The 15,178-nt window shown below is 56.7% G+C and carries 11 protein-coding genes and 1 pseudogene; 8 read left to right on the top strand and 4 right to left on the bottom strand.

Going from position 1 to position 15,178, the window contains the following annotated elements; all coding sequences use genetic code 11:
• Window positions 1–42: 42 nt before the first annotated feature.
• The 3 genes from C7378_RS05115 to C7378_RS05125 form a co-directional block, all read right to left on the bottom strand.
• Window positions 43–228 carry a hypothetical protein gene (locus C7378_RS05115; RefSeq protein WP_131992908.1) on the bottom strand — a complete coding sequence of 62 codons (186 nt, stop codon included), beginning with the start codon at window positions 226–228 and terminating at the stop codon, window positions 43–45.
• An 86-nt stretch (window positions 229–314) separates the two neighbouring features.
• A complete protein-coding gene (locus C7378_RS05120) occupies window positions 315–731 on the bottom strand; it encodes a DUF6908 domain-containing protein (RefSeq protein ID WP_131992911.1) in 417 nt (138 codons plus the stop codon).
• On the bottom strand, window positions 731–1,636 hold the full coding sequence (locus tag C7378_RS05125; RefSeq protein WP_131992914.1) for an ArdC family protein: 906 nt from the start codon (window positions 1,634–1,636) through the stop codon (window positions 731–733). Before C7378_RS05125 ends, C7378_RS05120 begins: the two co-directional genes overlap by 1 nt.
• Before the next feature lie 434 nt (window positions 1,637–2,070).
• Here C7378_RS05125 and C7378_RS18185 point away from each other — a divergent pair.
• Window positions 2,071–2,220 (top strand): annotated as a pseudogene (locus C7378_RS18185) (DUF4236 domain-containing protein); the annotation flags it as partial.
• A gap of 84 nt (window positions 2,221–2,304) precedes the next feature.
• Entirely contained in the window at window positions 2,305–4,053 is a 1,749-nt protein-coding gene (locus C7378_RS05130) for a J domain-containing protein (protein WP_243648088.1), read from the top strand.
• Between the two features lie 33 nt (window positions 4,054–4,086).
• On the opposite strand, the gene C7378_RS05135 is transcribed toward C7378_RS05130, so the two are convergent.
• On the bottom strand, window positions 4,087–4,305 hold the full coding sequence (locus tag C7378_RS05135) for a hypothetical protein (protein WP_131992920.1): 219 nt from the start codon (window positions 4,303–4,305) through the stop codon (window positions 4,087–4,089).
• Between the two features lie 121 nt (window positions 4,306–4,426).
• Here C7378_RS05135 and C7378_RS05140 point away from each other — a divergent pair, with 121 nt between their 5' ends.
• From C7378_RS05140 to C7378_RS05165, 6 genes are all read left to right on the top strand, one after another.
• Window positions 4,427–4,648: a helix-turn-helix domain-containing protein gene (locus C7378_RS05140; protein WP_131992923.1), complete on the top strand. Its 222-nt coding sequence runs from the start codon at window positions 4,427–4,429 to the stop codon at window positions 4,646–4,648.
• Between the two features lie 79 nt (window positions 4,649–4,727).
• Window positions 4,728–4,970: a helix-hairpin-helix domain-containing protein gene (locus tag C7378_RS18190; RefSeq protein ID WP_424221389.1), complete on the top strand. Its 243-nt coding sequence runs from the start codon at window positions 4,728–4,730 to the stop codon at window positions 4,968–4,970.
• 31 nt (window positions 4,971–5,001) lie between these two features.
• Window positions 5,002–9,990, top strand: coding sequence for a DUF4011 domain-containing protein (locus tag C7378_RS05150; protein WP_131992926.1), 4,989 nt, complete (start codon window positions 5,002–5,004; stop codon window positions 9,988–9,990).
• Between the two features lie 299 nt (window positions 9,991–10,289).
• Complete coding sequence (locus C7378_RS05155) at window positions 10,290–11,066, top strand: RNA polymerase sigma factor (protein WP_131992929.1); 777 nt, start codon at window positions 10,290–10,292, stop codon at window positions 11,064–11,066.
• A 3-nt stretch (window positions 11,067–11,069) separates the two neighbouring features.
• Entirely contained in the window at window positions 11,070–11,744 is a 675-nt protein-coding gene (locus C7378_RS05160; RefSeq protein WP_131992932.1) for a hypothetical protein, read from the top strand.
• 6 nt (window positions 11,745–11,750) lie between these two features.
• Window positions 11,751–15,167 carry an ATP-dependent helicase gene (locus C7378_RS05165; RefSeq protein ID WP_131992935.1) on the top strand — a complete coding sequence of 1,139 codons (3,417 nt, stop codon included), beginning with the start codon at window positions 11,751–11,753 and terminating at the stop codon, window positions 15,165–15,167.
• Window positions 15,168–15,178 lie beyond the last annotated feature (11 nt).

The following is a 15,178-nucleotide window of genomic DNA, read 5'->3' on the forward strand; positions in this document are numbered from 1 at the left end:
CATGACTCCTCCGTTATGTGCCCTCCAGAACGCCCACCGCCCTCAGCCATGCGGCTTCTCGTTGCATCCGCCACATAATGGCCAGCGGAACATAATGCCGATTATGTGCCCGGGCACATAATCGGCCAGCTCTTCCAGCTTGGTCTGCTCGAAGGTCTGGCGTGGGTTGGTGGTGGACTCGTGTATCTGGTCGATAGCGATGTATTGGAATGCGCTGCTGTCCTGCATGGTGCCCTCCTTGTGGGCTGTTGAGGTTGGCGGTGGTGGAGCGCACACGCTGCCCTGTATCCGCTCCGTAGGCGGAGAAACTTGGGTTAGGCGTGTTGCTGTCGCTGTCGCTCGAAGGCTTCGGCGAACCCTTGCTGACGCAGGTTCTTGTCCCACAGCTTGGCGAAGCGCTCATGCTGCTCGTGAAGTTGCGATTGATAGCAGTAATTGCCGTCGCGGATAAAACGGCTCCACTGCTCAATGGCGACATAGTCGTTACGCCAATAGAAAGCGTTCAGGTGTGGGCCTCCGGCGAAACCCAACTCGAAACACATCTCCGGGTCACGCATGGTGTCGCCGTTTTGTTCGCCGTAGTGACAGACAGAAATCGCGGGAAGGCCACACGGGCCGGATTCGTCGGTCGCCTCGATCACCAACGCCATGTAGGGCGGATTCTCGATGCGAAGGTGGAGGCGATGGTGCCAGCCTCCTGCGGTCTGGAGAATGCGGATAACGGTGTCCATTAGGCCGCCTCCGCAAGTTGTGCATCGGCCTCGGTGGTCTGCGGCTCCGTAGCCCTGTCTTCGACGGGCGGCTCCAAGGCAGCGAGGATGACGTTGGCGGTCTGCTGCACCACTTCCAAGCTCTCGGCGAGGAGTGAGGCGTTGCCGTGATACAGGTTGATGTAGTCCGCTGAGGCGCTGCCGGTAACGAGACCAATCGCCTTGCCGACGACAAAGGCCACAGCTTCGGCCTCCGTCTCCCGCACGGTCTTAGTGGTTGCGGTACGCCGCTCGGTCTTGTGCATCATCTCGTGCGCCGCTTCATGCACCAGCGTGGAGAACTCCTCCGCCTTGGTCTGTCCGGGAAGGATGGCGATGCGTCCGCTATAGCTCATCCCAAGTGCGGGAGCAATCTTCGGGTTGTAGACGATCTGGATGCCCTGGGCTTCGAGGAATGCTGCGAGACGGTCGATGTTCTCGCCGGGGTCGCCGGAAACCTCGCGCAACTCGGGAAGGTCTACGCCGTTGGTCTGCGAGATGTCGAAGACGTAGGTATTGCGAAAGCCAACCAAGACACGCTCGTTCTGCTTGGTGATGTCCTTCTGGGCCTCCTCGTCCTTCTTGCGGCGAACGCCGACGATGGGTGCAAGGATGCGAATGCCTTTGGCTCCTGCATTCACAGAACGGCCAAGGTTCTTCCACGTCCAGAACCCTGCCACACGGGTAGCCGTGGGCATCTGCCGCGCGATTTCCAACACATTGCCAAAGCTGTAGTTATGAAAACGGCTCATGGCGGTGAGGTAGTTGGTAAGGGCTTCGGAGTGTCCGGCCTCCAACTGCTCAATCAAGAGCTTGATATTGACGGTGATGAGTTCCTGTTTGGTGGTGGGCTTCTTGCTGTCGATGTTGGCGGCTGCGTTGCTCATGCTGTCTGCTCCTTGGCTCTGGTTTTTGCATTTCCGCGTGGAATCGCGGCATGCATATGCCGAACGCCTCCTGGCGAAGGCGGGGGTAGCAAACGGAAAGGTCTTCGAGCGCAGCTTTTTGGGGGGACCGCGTAGCGGGGGAGCCAAAACCCGGAGGGCGAATGGCCTTGGAGAGCGCGATCGGGGCAGAGCCCCTTAGCGAGGTTTGTCAACCGCATTCGTGCGCGTCAGCGCACAGCAATTTGAGGGTCGCGTTGCGGCAGGAACAGGCCGCTGAGGAGGGTGGCGGAAGACGCGTAGTGGCTGGAGACAGGTGAGGAGCACAGCTTCTCCCTGCGAGTGAACTAGGCTCTTGGGGAGTTTTGAAGCCGATGAACATGGCCAACTGCGTTAGGATGGTGCGGTCTTTCTAAACAATTCAAGGTGCCAAACTCATGGGATTTTCCTTTCGGCGCAGTTCCAGCTTCGGGCCGTTTCGGTTGAATTTTTCTAAATCCGGGATTGGAGCTTCAGTTGGTGTCAAAGGGGCACGTGTCACGCTGACACCGGCAGGGCGTACCTATATCACTGTCGGAGCCGGAGGCTTTTCGTACCGGCAAAACCTGCACGCTGGTTATCGCTCTTCACCCGTCAGACCGCAACTGCAGCCCGCGCAAACAGCGCCCGCCTTGGACGAGATCAAGACCGCGGATGTGGAGGAGCTACGTGAGAGTTCAAAGAGTGAGTTGGTGGAAGATCTGAACCGACGAGCAGCGATGTTCAATCCAGCGATCATACTTTTCATCGCAGCGGGAATTCTCGGGCTGATCGGAATGATTACCCTGACAAGTTCGCTTCCTGCTATGCTCCCCGCCCTGCCGGAGATCAGTTCGTATTCGGATAGCACGCGGCAGGCGAATATGACCGATGAGTATGCTCTGCTGGTAGCACGATATGGTGAACCCTCCACGGTCCAGATTGCGCAGGCTGGTTCGACGCCGGTGCGAAATGCTACCTGGGACAGCGCACATCTGACGGTGCGCTTCGTGCCTGTCGGATGTGTCGATGCTTTGCGCTACTTTGAAGCGCACAAAGATGATCCGCCACCAATCCATGCAACAGGCCGGCGACGAAGTGCCCCGCGAACGGAGACACCGACAGCACCGAGTTGTAACGTCACAGCGAGCAAGGCATCGACGATCGTTGCCTACGAAGATGCCCAGTCCCATACTCCGATTGATGCGGCAACTGCTGCGGGATTTCTTGCAGGTATCAGCAACCGCTCGGCGGCAGCTCCGGTAGTGAACGTCTCTACTCCGGTCCTGGTGAAGGGCCGAGCCGCAAAAGCACTAGCACCGCCCCAGAGCTTGGAATACGATCAACCGACGTTTCAGAAAGAAGAGCAGCGACTCCGCGAACTTGAGATAACGGGCAAGCTGAATCAGCGGATCGGTGTGGCTTGTCTTGCTGGAGCGGTCTTGTTCTTGATTCCAGGTGTACTCGTTCATCGGAAGAACCGAGAGAAACGCACGACGCAGCTCATTTACGATCTCTCCGATTCGGCGAAGGCCCTACAGGAAGAAGTAGAAGGATCGTTGGGCCATCTTGGGCGGTCGGGTGCGATCTGGAGGCTCGATAGTCAATCGGCAATCACGGATTGGAAACGGAACGCGGGCGCCGCATACAACGTGCAGCGCGAGAGGATTAGCATGCGTCGATCCACTCCGGCGCGTGTGGAGAGCAACATCGTTCCGCTGTGTCTCGATCTCGGCAAGCTCAAACTGTTCTTTCTTCCGGATCAGGTACTGTACTGGCAACGAGGAACGTTCGCTTCGATTGACTACAGCGATCTGAAGGTCGCAAGCACCTCGACACGCTTCATCGAAGAGTCGGTTCAGACTTCCGATTCGCAACAGGTCGGCAACACATGGCGGTATGTACGTAAGGACGGTGGGCCAGACCGCCGGTTCAGCAACAATCGGCAGCTCCCGATTATGCTCTATGGTGTTGTTCATGCCACGTCTGCTGCGGGACTGAATCTCGTCTTCCATACCAGTCGTCCGGATTCGGCGACCTCGTTCCAAACGAATTTCCAGGCGTTCCAGATGAATCGTTCGCGCCACACTCTGCCCGACCCAGCAACCGAGAGCGCGCCAAAGTCCTCAACTCGCGATGATTCCACCGCTTTAACTTTTCCGACAGACATTGCGCAGGCACTTTCCGTCCTCGGTTTACGCCCCGGATGCACCGCAGAAGAGATCGCTGCGGCATACCGGCACATGGCTCAGATGTATCACCCCGACAAGACAGCGGGGCTTGGACCGGAGATACAGAAACTCGCAGATCAGCGGATGAAGGAGATCAATGCTGCACATCAAGCGTTGAAGCGTTTCGACCAGAGCCAGGGCGAAAATGCCTACTCCAACCCTCGTTGCTGACAGGACAGAACTCGTTTAAGGCTAGAGAAATACCTACCTAGGGATCGCTGGCGAGCTGTAATCCTTCAGCATCTGAGGTTGGCCGCCATCATTGCGCGTCAGCTTGGCTTCCAACGTGGTCCGAATGCCAAGGCACGCATAGAAGTTTGAGCCATCCTCAAAGTCAATGGCGATCTCGGGGCCATCACTCCCGTCTTCGTACAGGGTGACCGATCGGACGACCTTCCCGGCGAGGTCTTTACACTCGATCATGGGCATTCCTCCGCACCATCAGGCAACAACGTACGCTTAGGGCGTTGACTCCCGAATGCACCGGAGCATATCACACTCATCGTGTGTAGACTCATAGTGGTCAACGGCCAAGCATTAGGGAGTGCCCAAAGCGTCCCCTAAGTCGCTCTTCGGAAAAGCCGTTCGCGCGTTGCGCGAGGAGCGTGGGTACTCGCAGGAAGATTTGGCTGAGCGTGCCGGTCTGCACCGAAACTATGTCGGTGGGGTGGAACGGGGAGAGCGGAATGTAGCGTTGGAAAACATCGTGAAGCTCGCCGGTGCTCTCTCGGTGAGAACCCGCGATCTCTTCGACTCGTTACCCTAGCATCTCCACGCAGTGTATGGCCGCATCGATCTAATTCTGAAGGGCATAATCCACAATTCACCGCACAAAACGCTACGGGCTGCGCGTCAAGGGTAACGACGTGCAAGTGTCGGAGTGGCCGTGCTCTGTCGAGCACAAGGAAGGCTTCTCACTGTCGCTGCGGCTGGGTCTGGGGTATGTGGACGGTGTGCGAAAGCAAAGTGCGGAAGCGATCGTCTCCGCTCGCACTCAAGGCCATTTCCACTCTGGCGATGATCTCGTGCAGAGAGTGCCCAAACCTCCTTCCACAATCCACTTTGATCTGACCCCCGAAGTACCATAAACTTCTCGGATAAATTAGCTGAGCTGCAACGATGGTCAACGCGAACCCCAGCACCCAGACTCGTGTCTCTTCCTCGAACCGCGACAAGGTGCGCGAAGGGCTAGAAAAGCTGCGTGTGCGCCTTCTTGACCTCACCAGCCGCAACAAACTCATAAGCTTTCGCCACGGCGCCTCGACGGTCCGAATCGTGAATGCGGACTTGGATGAGCTGTACAGCCGTTTGACGGTTGGGCAGAAATTGGCCTTTCAGTACGTTCCTGAGCCGACGCGGGAGGAAATTCAAGAACGGGGGGAGAGGCCTAACCCTCGTCACTATGCAGAAGAACTCGGTTGGTCGGTGAGTTTTGATCTTGCGGTCGGTAAAGGCCGGGCAGATGTTCTTTGCGCCCTGCACTACAAAGAGGATTTCGAAACCCTTATTCGGAAAGTCGCAACGACGGCCAAGACAGCCCTCGACGAATCGGGCACAAACCTTCTCCATCTCGTCTTCGGATTTTTAGAATGGCGAGAATCGGACGATTCCACCCAGGTGCGGCACGCTCCGCTCTTGGTAGTGCCGGTTCGACTTCTACTGCCCAAGGCAGCTCAGGCCGACAGGGCGATTCAGATTTACTACGACGATGGGGACGCCCTGATGGCGAACCTGTCTTTGGTGGAGAAGATGAGGCGGGATTTCGGAATCGAAATTCCAACCCTCAGTGAGGGCGAAGCACCAGCTCACTACTACGCTCGCGTGCAGCAGGCTATTGAACACAAACGCGATTGGCGTATTTGCAGGCAGATATCTGTCGGACTCCTTAGTTTCGCGAAGCTCCTCATGTATCTCGATCTCGACATGGAGCGTTGGCCGTCGTTAGGTGAACATGATCGCCTCGTCGAAATGTTCGCTTCTGATCGCACCGAAGGAATGTCTTTTGCAACGGAGTACGAACTCGACGATGAGGTGAAGAGGGTTACCATCCCGAACCTCATCTGTGATGCCGACAGTTCGCAGCACAGCGCACTTGTCGATGCGATACACGGCAAGAACCTAGTGATAGAGGGTCCGCCCGGAACGGGCAAATCTCAGACGATCACGAATCTGATCGCTGCGTTTTTGGCCCAAGGAAAAAGAGTCTTGTTCGTCGCGGAGAAGATGGCCGCGCTCGATGTTGTGAAACGAAGACTCGATCAAGCGCATCTCGGCGACTTTTGCTTAGAACTACATAGCCACAAAACGAACAAAGTCGCGCTGCTGAAATCAATCGAGCGTAGGATCGCCGCTCATCAAAGCTTTAGCCAGCCAAGTATTCTGGCGAGCCGCCAATCCATGCTGGATAGCCATCGGGGCGAGCTGATGCGCTATGTGAAGTTGCTCAATCGGCCTTATGCGGGAATCGCACGAAGCCCCTTCGAGATTATTTGGGCGCGCGACTCTGTCCGGCGGACAATCAGCGATTCAACTATCGAGCCAACAGGCGTCGCCTTCCCGAATAGCGAGTCGTGGACGTCTGTTGAATTCGAACAACGCAGAGATGCGGTCTCCATTTACCAGGCACATATCGAACGTTATATCGCGGCCGGCGGAAGTACCGTAAGGGAGAGTAATCCGTGGGCATGGCTTCCGAACCATGACCTCGACCTGTTCGCTCAAGAAGAGTTGCCGAAGCGTCTGCAGACTCTTCGGGATCTCTGCCAACGGCAGTTGGAGCTTGTGGAATTGTTCGATCGGAAGTTTGGAGGGATCAGCAACCATCCAGAAGCCTGGTTACGAGATCTGACTGGCTGGTACGAGTCGTTGCCCGTCTCTTCGAAAATCACCCACTCATCCATTTTTGGAAATCTCAAGGAACCTTCTTCACGCGATTCAGCCATAGAGTTTTGCGAATCTGTCGAGACATACGTTGCCGCGAAGGCTGCCCTTCCTCAATGCGATCACTTGCTTGATACAGATGCAGTGGAACTTATTGAACTCAACTGCGAGAGAGCGAAGGCTCACGGCTATACGAGCTTCACGCTTACGTCCCTGCGTGCCGTCATCTGCCTTGTGCAGACCGCACGACAACAGAGCATTGTGGCAGAACGAGCCATCGAAGAGTTCTCACAGATGCTCGGTGTTGCCGGCGAATTCTCATTTCAGTGCTTGAGCGATATCGCCCAAGGACGCACATTGATTCTTGAAACCCCGGTTGACGTTCTGCATCTCCGCGGAGCCGCATTCGAGCAAGAGGGCTTACTGCCACGTTTGCGGAAAGCGAAGTCTGAAGCGTCGGAACTGCTTGGTCGATGCAGCCAGCTCGCGTCTACGCTGGACTTTGGAACCTCCCATTCAATGTCAGATCTACAGAGCGCAGCATCCACCCTTGAGTCCACTCCGTGGCTCTTGCGGTGGTTTAGCTCTAGCTATCGAAGGGCGAAAGGGATCTTCCATTCCGTGTCGAGAATTCGCGAAAAATGCAGCAATGACCAAATGTGTGGTGATCTGCGACGTATTGTGGAACTGAGGCGGAGTATAGATGTCTTCTCGGATCGCTACCAAGGATTGGTCTGGGAGGACTATCGCGGAATCCAAACAGATTGGGACGCTCTCATCCGGCTGGCTGAGTGGTACGAAAGCCTTGCTGTTCGTCTGGCAGAGCATTCACGAATTGCGCGGGAGATTCGCCAAAGTCTGCTCACGCTCCCAGCCACACGTCTCAAGAGCGTGATCGCATCCGTGAGCAGCGGCACGGCAGAAGGACCACATCTCGAATCACTTGTTTACTCGCTAGAGAAGCTTCATTCTTTACTGCCATGGATCCACTTCGATCGTCAGTTGACCCCGATCAATGACTTCTTGCAGCAAGCCGACGAATCAGCGACAGTTGGCAAGAGTGTTTTGGAAGCGGTACTAATTCTTGGAGTTCCTGATGCGACCTCAGATAGAGACCTGAGTGTCTGGGTCACCGAAGCACGGCGACTTCGCGAAGTTCGTACTTCACTTCAAATGGTCAATAGACCGGCCGAAGTCCTTGGTGCAGCCTTTCAAGGGTGCGAAACCGACACCTATCAGATTCGTATCGCGGTGGATTTCGTCTCAAAGGTAGATGGAAGTTGTCTGCCCGGAGAATTGAAGGGATGGCTGTTGTGTTCTGCCTATGAAGAACGCGCCGAATTCCTTCGATTCTGGTTGAGAGACTTCGCGGCAAATTTGGATGCCCTGAGGAAGGCGGAACTTTCCGTATCTGAACTTTTGGCCAAAGAGCTGCCGTTCGCCAATCGCACTTCGGAAGAGTCTCTGAAGAAAGCAATTACAGCACTACAGGCGTGTTTGGATGACGCCAAACTACTACCCATGTGGATCGATGTCCGCCATGCTGCAGACCGACTACAGACAGATGGACTGCAGTACCTCGTGGAGTCGATTGGGGCTGGTCGCCTAGAGCCGTCTCATCTCCGCGGTGCATTCGAGTTTCTGTTCTACGACTCCCTGATTCGTCAACTCTTCAATGAGAACCCAGAGTTGTGGAGGATCACAGGCATAAGCCACGAAGAAACCCGCCGCAAGTTCGCCGAGCTTGACAAGGCAGTCATAGAACTCACACAACTGGAAGTTGCTTACAAAGCCAGCAAGACTCCCGTCCTGCGTGGAGAACGCGGCAAGGCAAAAGAAACCACTGAATATGCCCTGCTCCAGCATGAGATAGGAAAGCAGCGCGCTCATATACCAATTCGTCAACTCCTGCTCCGTGCCGGATTATCGGTGCAGGCATTAAAGCCTTGTTTCATGATGAGCCCGCTATCGGTAGCGCAGTTTCTCGAACCGGGTCATCTCAAATTCGACTTGGTCGTCATGGATGAGGCTTCTCAGTTGCGGCCAGAAGACGCTTTGGGTGCAATCGCAAGAGGCGCCCAACTGGTAGTGGTGGGAGATCCGAAACAACTCCCTCCGACCTCCTTCTTTCAACGCACGATTTCGGAAGAAGACGAGCCCGAAGAACAGACGATGGTCGCAGAAAATGACAGCATATTGGATATTTCGCTGGGCCTCTATCAGCCGGTCCGGAGACTCCGGTGGCACTATCGATCACAACATCACAGCCTAATCGCCTATTCAAATGAAGCGTTTTACGACAACGACCTTGTCGTCTTCCCATCGGCCTATCAAGACCATCCCGACCTCGGCGTGAAATTCCAAGGCGTGAACGGTGTCCTTCAAAATCGCGTGAACTCGGTCGAGGCCCAAGAGGTCGTCGAAGGAATTCTGAATCATATTGTGTCGCATCCGACTGAGTCGCTCGGCGTAGTCACGATGAACTTCGATCAACGCGAATTGATTGAAGAGATGCTATATGCGCGCATTGCAAATGATTCGTATGCGAGTAGCTGGATTGAAGAGCGCGAAAGCAGCGCAGAGCCTTTCTTCATCAAAAATCTTGAGAACGTCCAAGGTGATGAGCGAGATGTGATCTTTATATCGGTCACGTACGGCAAGGATGCGCAAGGAAATTTATTCCAGCGTTTCGCCGGCGTCAACACGGCTAGCGGGCATCGTCGCTTGAACGTTATGGTGACCCGCTCCAAGAAACGGACGGTTGTCTTCTCTTCGATTGATGGAGACGACATCAAAGTCACAGGATCGACGCCCTGGGGTGTTCGCGCCCTGAAGGGATATCTGGACTTTGCGAAGAGGGGCATTTCGGCGCAGCCAGAAATCTCGCCGGGTGCTGAGCCATCCAACGAGCACGAAGCGGCGATTGGATACTTCCTCAAGAACCATGGTTACGATGTCGTTCCACAGGTGGGAATCAGCGGATACTTCATCGACCTAGCAGTACGGCATCCTCACAAGCCAGGAGCTTTTCTACTCGGCATCGAATTCGACGGCAAGAGCTATCACTCCGGTCGTTCTGTGCGAGACCGGGACCGGCTCCGTCAGATGACGTTGGAGCGTCAAGGCTGGAAGATCCACCGCATCTGGTCAACTGATTGGTTCAAGAACCGTCTGGCTGAGGAAGAGCGCTTGCTAGGCAGAGTGCGTGATCTTGCTTTGATCCCGTAGCCCTTCCGCCAGTTTCAAGCGGCTTTATCTAAGGTGTCACGCCGCCCTTATGGTGCGTGACGGAAAGCGCTTTTAGCGGCTAGGACAGGATGAGTTAAATTCCCCCCCCCCCCAACGGTTTCCGGGGCATGTCATTCTTAACGAAGCACTTAAGCGGTGGTGGGCAGCATGGAAGACTCTACCTCCGCAAAAACCAAAAAAGTTTGTTTTCCACTTTCCGGTTTTCCCACGGATTGCGATCAAGGCAGTAGGGTTCCGAATCTGGAGACTCAAGGTACCGCAATCGCAAAGGACCAAACATGGCTCGAGCTTTGACGAAGAGGAAAACGGATGGAACGTTGTACGTCCGTCCGACGGCGATCGAACGGCAGATCGACGAAGTCTCGTCGCTCGGCCTCCTGGAGCTGCGGCAACGGCTGATGGTTGCGGATAAGAAGGCAGGCGGATACCTGCAAAGTGAGACCTTGGTGCATCTGATCCGTCTCTCGATTCTCGAAAACCGGCCCGAGGTATCCGGAACGGTTCTCCCATTCCTGTTGGGCCGTTGCGAAAGAAACCTGAACGTCACGGTCAGCGACGATCTTCGGGATGCCACCATGGTGCGGGAGGACATTCTGGGGGAGTTCAGCGAACTGCTGGCACTGGACGTGACCACGGGGTCCGGTGTGCTCGATTATTACGAGGTTCACTTTAACTCTGCCTTCGCCGCACTTCGTGTCAACGTAGTTCGCAAAGCGTTGACGCGCCTCAAGTACGAGAGCGAGCCGGAAAGCTCAGACCTTCCTGACGATGATCTTTTCGGCCAGCCCGACAGCTTGGTGAAAAAGCTGATCGACAACCTCTCGGAGCCGCCGACGCAGGAGTGGAAACTGCGCGGTAAGTTACTTCTGAAGGCGATCAACCAACTGCCAAACAAGGAACGCAAGGCGGTAATGCTCGTCCACTATTACGGGTACCTGCAGGGCTCCGACGATCCGAGCCAGATTACAGCGGCAACTCTCTGCAACTGCACTCCTAAGACCATCTACAACCGACTACAGCGCGCTGAGAAAAAACTCGCAGCTTTCAAGGAGTAACGTATGATCCGCCCCGCCGAAGTGCCCCAAAGAAGCTTCGAAGACGCTCTTTATCTCCTATCGATTGAGAAAAACATGCCCGATGCAGCTCTCCTCGACGAAGTGATTCGTGCGTGCCCGGAGTTCTCGGAGGAGCTGACGGACTTTGCCATCGACCTTGCGATCGATCGTTGCAGCAACCAGATCCGGGACGAGGAAGCCGTTCCGAGTATGGTAGCGCTCGAAAACGTGAGCCCCGCCGTGAGCCGGGCGCTGAGCCGTTTCCAGAACTGCCTCCACTCGGTGCAAAGTACAGAAGTCTCGGGTTCCGTCATAAAAACACTGCACGCTGTGAGCCTGTCGCGTGAGGCCGTCAACCCTTTTGCGCATTTAAGCCGGGGACAGTATCGGGATATCGCCAAGAACTTGGACGTCAACACAGTGTTTCTCTCGAAGTTCCGCGACCGGCAGATTGTCCCAACAAGTATTCCGGTTGCCTTCCAACGAAGGTTGGCCTCAGAGGTCGATGTCCCGATTGAGCTACTTGCCGCTCATCTCGCCGCAGCGCAAGGGGCACCGCACGGACAGCTCTATAAAGCGGACAAAAAGCCCTCGAATCAAGCGCAACAAAGCTTCGAGGAAGCGGTGCGAGGATCGGGATTAGATCCGGAGCAACAGAAAGCGTTATTGGAGCTTTGATTCTTCATGGACTCGTTCGATCAGGTTCGATTAAAGGCATCGCTTCGCAGCCATTCGGTCGTTCAAGAGGGGTGCGATCCTCTCCAGCCGCTTGCGGTCGTCGAGGCTGCCGCGAAGTCCCTCGAACTCGACCTGATCGAATTACCTTCTGGTGATCCGGGACTCAAGGGAGCGAGAGCGCTCTACGACGATCAGAGTGGTGCGATCTGCTACGAACAGACTTCTACGGCGGCGGATCGGGCGCTGCTCATCGCGCACGAACTGGGCCATGCCGAGCTCCATGCAGGGTCATCCACCTGTGAAACTTCAGAGATCGATCCCAGTCAGACCAGCCAAAATAGCCCCACCGGGATTCAACGAGTCGAAGACTACGGAGCCAAGGAACGGAGGGAGCTGCAGGCCAACGTCTACGCGCGCGAGTTGCTCCTGCCCCGACCAATGGTCGCCGATCTTTATCTTGCCAAGGGGCGCAACAGTCAGGAGATTGCGGAGCAGACGGGGCTGCCGCTGGCGCTGGTACGTCAGCAACTCGTCGACGCGCTCCTCCTTCCGCGGCCTCAGGCGGAACCCACTCGAACCGAACCCGTAGCCGTCCCCGCAACGCCAGACCCATCGCAGATCCGTGCGGTGTCGCATCGTGGCTCCGCCTATCAACTCCAGGCGGGACCGGGTACCGGAAAGACGAAGACGCTAGTTGCTCGGGTGCGTTCGCTGATCGAGGAAGGCATCGATCCGGCGGGGATTCTCGTTCTGACCTTTTCGAACCGCGCCGCCGGCGAACTCTACGATCGGCTGTCGCAATCGGTTCCAGCGGTCGTCGACAGGATCTGGATCGGAACGTTTCATAGCTTTGGCCTCGATCTGATTCGCCGGTTTCACGATAAGCTCCTGCTCTCGCACGATCCTGCGCTCTTCGACCGCAGCGATGCTATTGCCGTGCTTGAAGAACAGCTGCCGACGCTGCCCCTCAAGCACTATCGCAACCTATGGGACCCCTCGATGGTGTTGCGCGACATTGTCTCGGCGATCTCCCGCGCCAAGGACGAACTGGTGGATGCAACGCGATATCGAATGCTCGCCGTCACCACGCACGAGACGGCGGCAATCGAGGAGGAGATCAAGGCTGCGGAAAAGTGTCTGGAGATCGCGGACGTCTATGACCGTTACGAGGAGGCCAAGCGCAAACACGGAGGCGTGGACTTTGGCGATCTCATCCTGCTCCCAACACGGCTGCTTGAAACCGACGAAGCCGTGCGTCTCAGCGTGCGATTACGTCACCGTCACGTTCTGGTGGACGAATATCAAGATGTGAATCGAGCCAGCGCCCGTTTGCTTCAGCTCTTGGCAGGAGCGGGAGAAAGGCTTTGGGTCGTTGGGGACGCCCGCCAGTCTATCTATCGCTTTCGCGGCGCTTCGAGCCTCAACATGGGGCATTTTGCAATTGATTATCTGGGAGCGACTATTGATCGGCTGGAGAGGAACTACCGCTCCGTCGATCAGGTGGTGGAGACCTTCACGGAATTTTCGGAAAAGATGCTTGCGTCCCAGGGCATGCTGCGCCTGGAGTTGACCTCAACCCGAGGGGCCGGCCCATACGCACCGGAGATACGGTCATTCGAGACTCTGGACGATGAGATCGGCGGCATCGCCGCGAGTGTCAAGGAGATCGAAGCCACGGGCATTCGCCTGCGCGATCAGGCCGTCCTCTGTCGCACCAACGCACGCCTGAACGAGATCGCGCAGGGGTTGGAGAGCCGGGGTATCCCGGTGCTTCATCTTGGCAGCTTGTTTGAACGAGACGAGGTCAGAGACTTGCTGGCTGTGCTCGCCTTCGTCGGAGAAAGCTCCGGGGATGCGCTCGTTCGGCTCGCGGCGATGGAGCGATATGCGATCTCCCTCCAGGATGTCTATCGCGTGTTAGGTCACTTTCGCCGAGTGGGCTCTCGTGCGGATTGGAACCTTGCCACTCCGATCGAGGGGGTCAGTCCGGAGGGATCGATTGCGTTGGCACGCCTGTGGGACGATGTCGGCGCCTTCAGCGCGAACACGCAACCGTGGGAGATTGCGCTTACCTACCTCCTTGACAAGACCGATGAAGTCCGGCGCTTCGCCCAGGACAGCTCCGTATCCAGCCGGATGAAGGCCGTCGCCCTCTGGCAGTTCCTGAACTTCCTGCGCAAGCCAAGTCCGACGCGGCACGGATCGCCAATTATGCGGTTGCTCGATCACGTGCGACAACTTGTCCTGTTGGCAGAAGAGCGTGACCTGCGCCAGGTTCCGGCAGCGGCTCTGGGGCTCAATGCGGTCCGGCTGATGACCGTGCACGGCAGCAAAGGGCTGGAGTTCGAAGCGGTCCACATTCCTGGGCTGACGGTCGCCGGGTTTCCGAGCTCGAACCGTGGGGAGCGTTGTCCTTGCCCGACCGGGATGATTGAAGACGGTGGGAAGTCCCAAGACACCCAAGCGGAAGAGGAGGAGTGCCTGTTTTTTGTCGCTCTTTCCCGCGCAAGGGACCGGCTCCTCATCTCTCACGCCATGAAGCAACCCAATGGGAAAGTACGCAATGCCTCTCCCTATCTCGCACGGCTTCCCAGGGTGGGCCGCAGAGACGTGACGATGACACGGGCGTTGCGATCGACGGCTTCGCAAAGCTCATCGTATCTTGTCTCCCTCTCGTTGCCCTCCGACTGGCTGCTGACGGACAGCAAGCTGATGACCTTTGAGAAGTGTCCCCGTCGATTCTTCTATACGCATGTCCTGGGTCTCCGAAGCGCTCGCAAGGTAACTGCCTTCTCGCGCACGCACGATTGCCTCTATGAACTGATCCGCCGTGCCCACGCCAAGCGCCTCGCCGGCACAGCGACTCAGGTTGAGATTCAAGGAGAGTTCGAAGCCATCTGGACGGAGAGCGGTCCCACCGGGCACGCGTACGAGAAGGAATATCGAGCTCTTGCGGAGCGGCTGGCAGAGGCCCTGCTGGCAGTGGGCGCAGACCGTGCCTTTCATGCGGTAAGCCCGCTCCCCGTGGATCTGCCCACGGGCCGCATCTGGGTGGAACCGAGTGATGTCTCGCGGCTGGCGGATGGCAGGACCAGCATCCGCCGGGTGCGGACTGGTCATCGGCGGAGTACGGAGTACGACCGTCTCGAGTACACGCTCTACCTCATGGCTGCGCAGACGAGCTTCGGAGACAAGGGCCTCGTGCATGCGCTTCATCTCTCCGATGAGGTGGAGGAGATAGTCAGCGTGACGCAGGCCAAGCTCAACGGCAGGATGAAGAAGAGCGAGGAGATGTTGGCCAGCATCGTAGGCGGCGAGTTTCCCCCAGAGGTCGACGCAGTCACCTGCCCGCGGTGCCCACACTTCTTTATCTGCGCCGCCACTCCCAGCGGTCCGCTGGTGGTTCTCTCCGCGCAGAATTAATCCCGCCGGTG

Source organism: Acidipila rosea (assembly GCF_004339725.1).
In the GTDB taxonomy this organism is placed as follows: domain Bacteria; phylum Acidobacteriota; class Terriglobia; order Terriglobales; family Acidobacteriaceae; genus Acidipila; species Acidipila rosea.

Bases quoted from the DNA above. Each gene is read 5' to 3' on its own strand.
- C7378_RS05115 (WP_131992908.1), bottom strand. From the start codon at position 228: ATGCAGGACAGCAGCGCATTCCAATACATCGCTATCGACCAGATACAC.
- C7378_RS05155 (WP_131992929.1), top strand. From the start codon at position 10,290: ATGGCTCGAGCTTTGACGAAGAGGAAAACGGATGGAACGTTGTACGTC.
- C7378_RS05125 (WP_131992914.1), bottom strand. From the start codon at position 1,636: ATGAGCAACGCAGCCGCCAACATCGACAGCAAGAAGCCCACCACCAAA.
- C7378_RS05160 (WP_131992932.1), top strand. From the start codon at position 11,070: ATGATCCGCCCCGCCGAAGTGCCCCAAAGAAGCTTCGAAGACGCTCTT.
- C7378_RS05165 (WP_131992935.1), top strand. From the start codon at position 11,751: ATGGACTCGTTCGATCAGGTTCGATTAAAGGCATCGCTTCGCAGCCAT.
- C7378_RS05120 (WP_131992911.1), bottom strand. From the start codon at position 731: ATGGACACCGTTATCCGCATTCTCCAGACCGCAGGAGGCTGGCACCAT.
- C7378_RS05135 (WP_131992920.1), bottom strand. From the start codon at position 4,305: ATGATCGAGTGTAAAGACCTCGCCGGGAAGGTCGTCCGATCGGTCACC.
- C7378_RS05150 (WP_131992926.1), top strand. From the start codon at position 5,002: ATGGTCAACGCGAACCCCAGCACCCAGACTCGTGTCTCTTCCTCGAAC.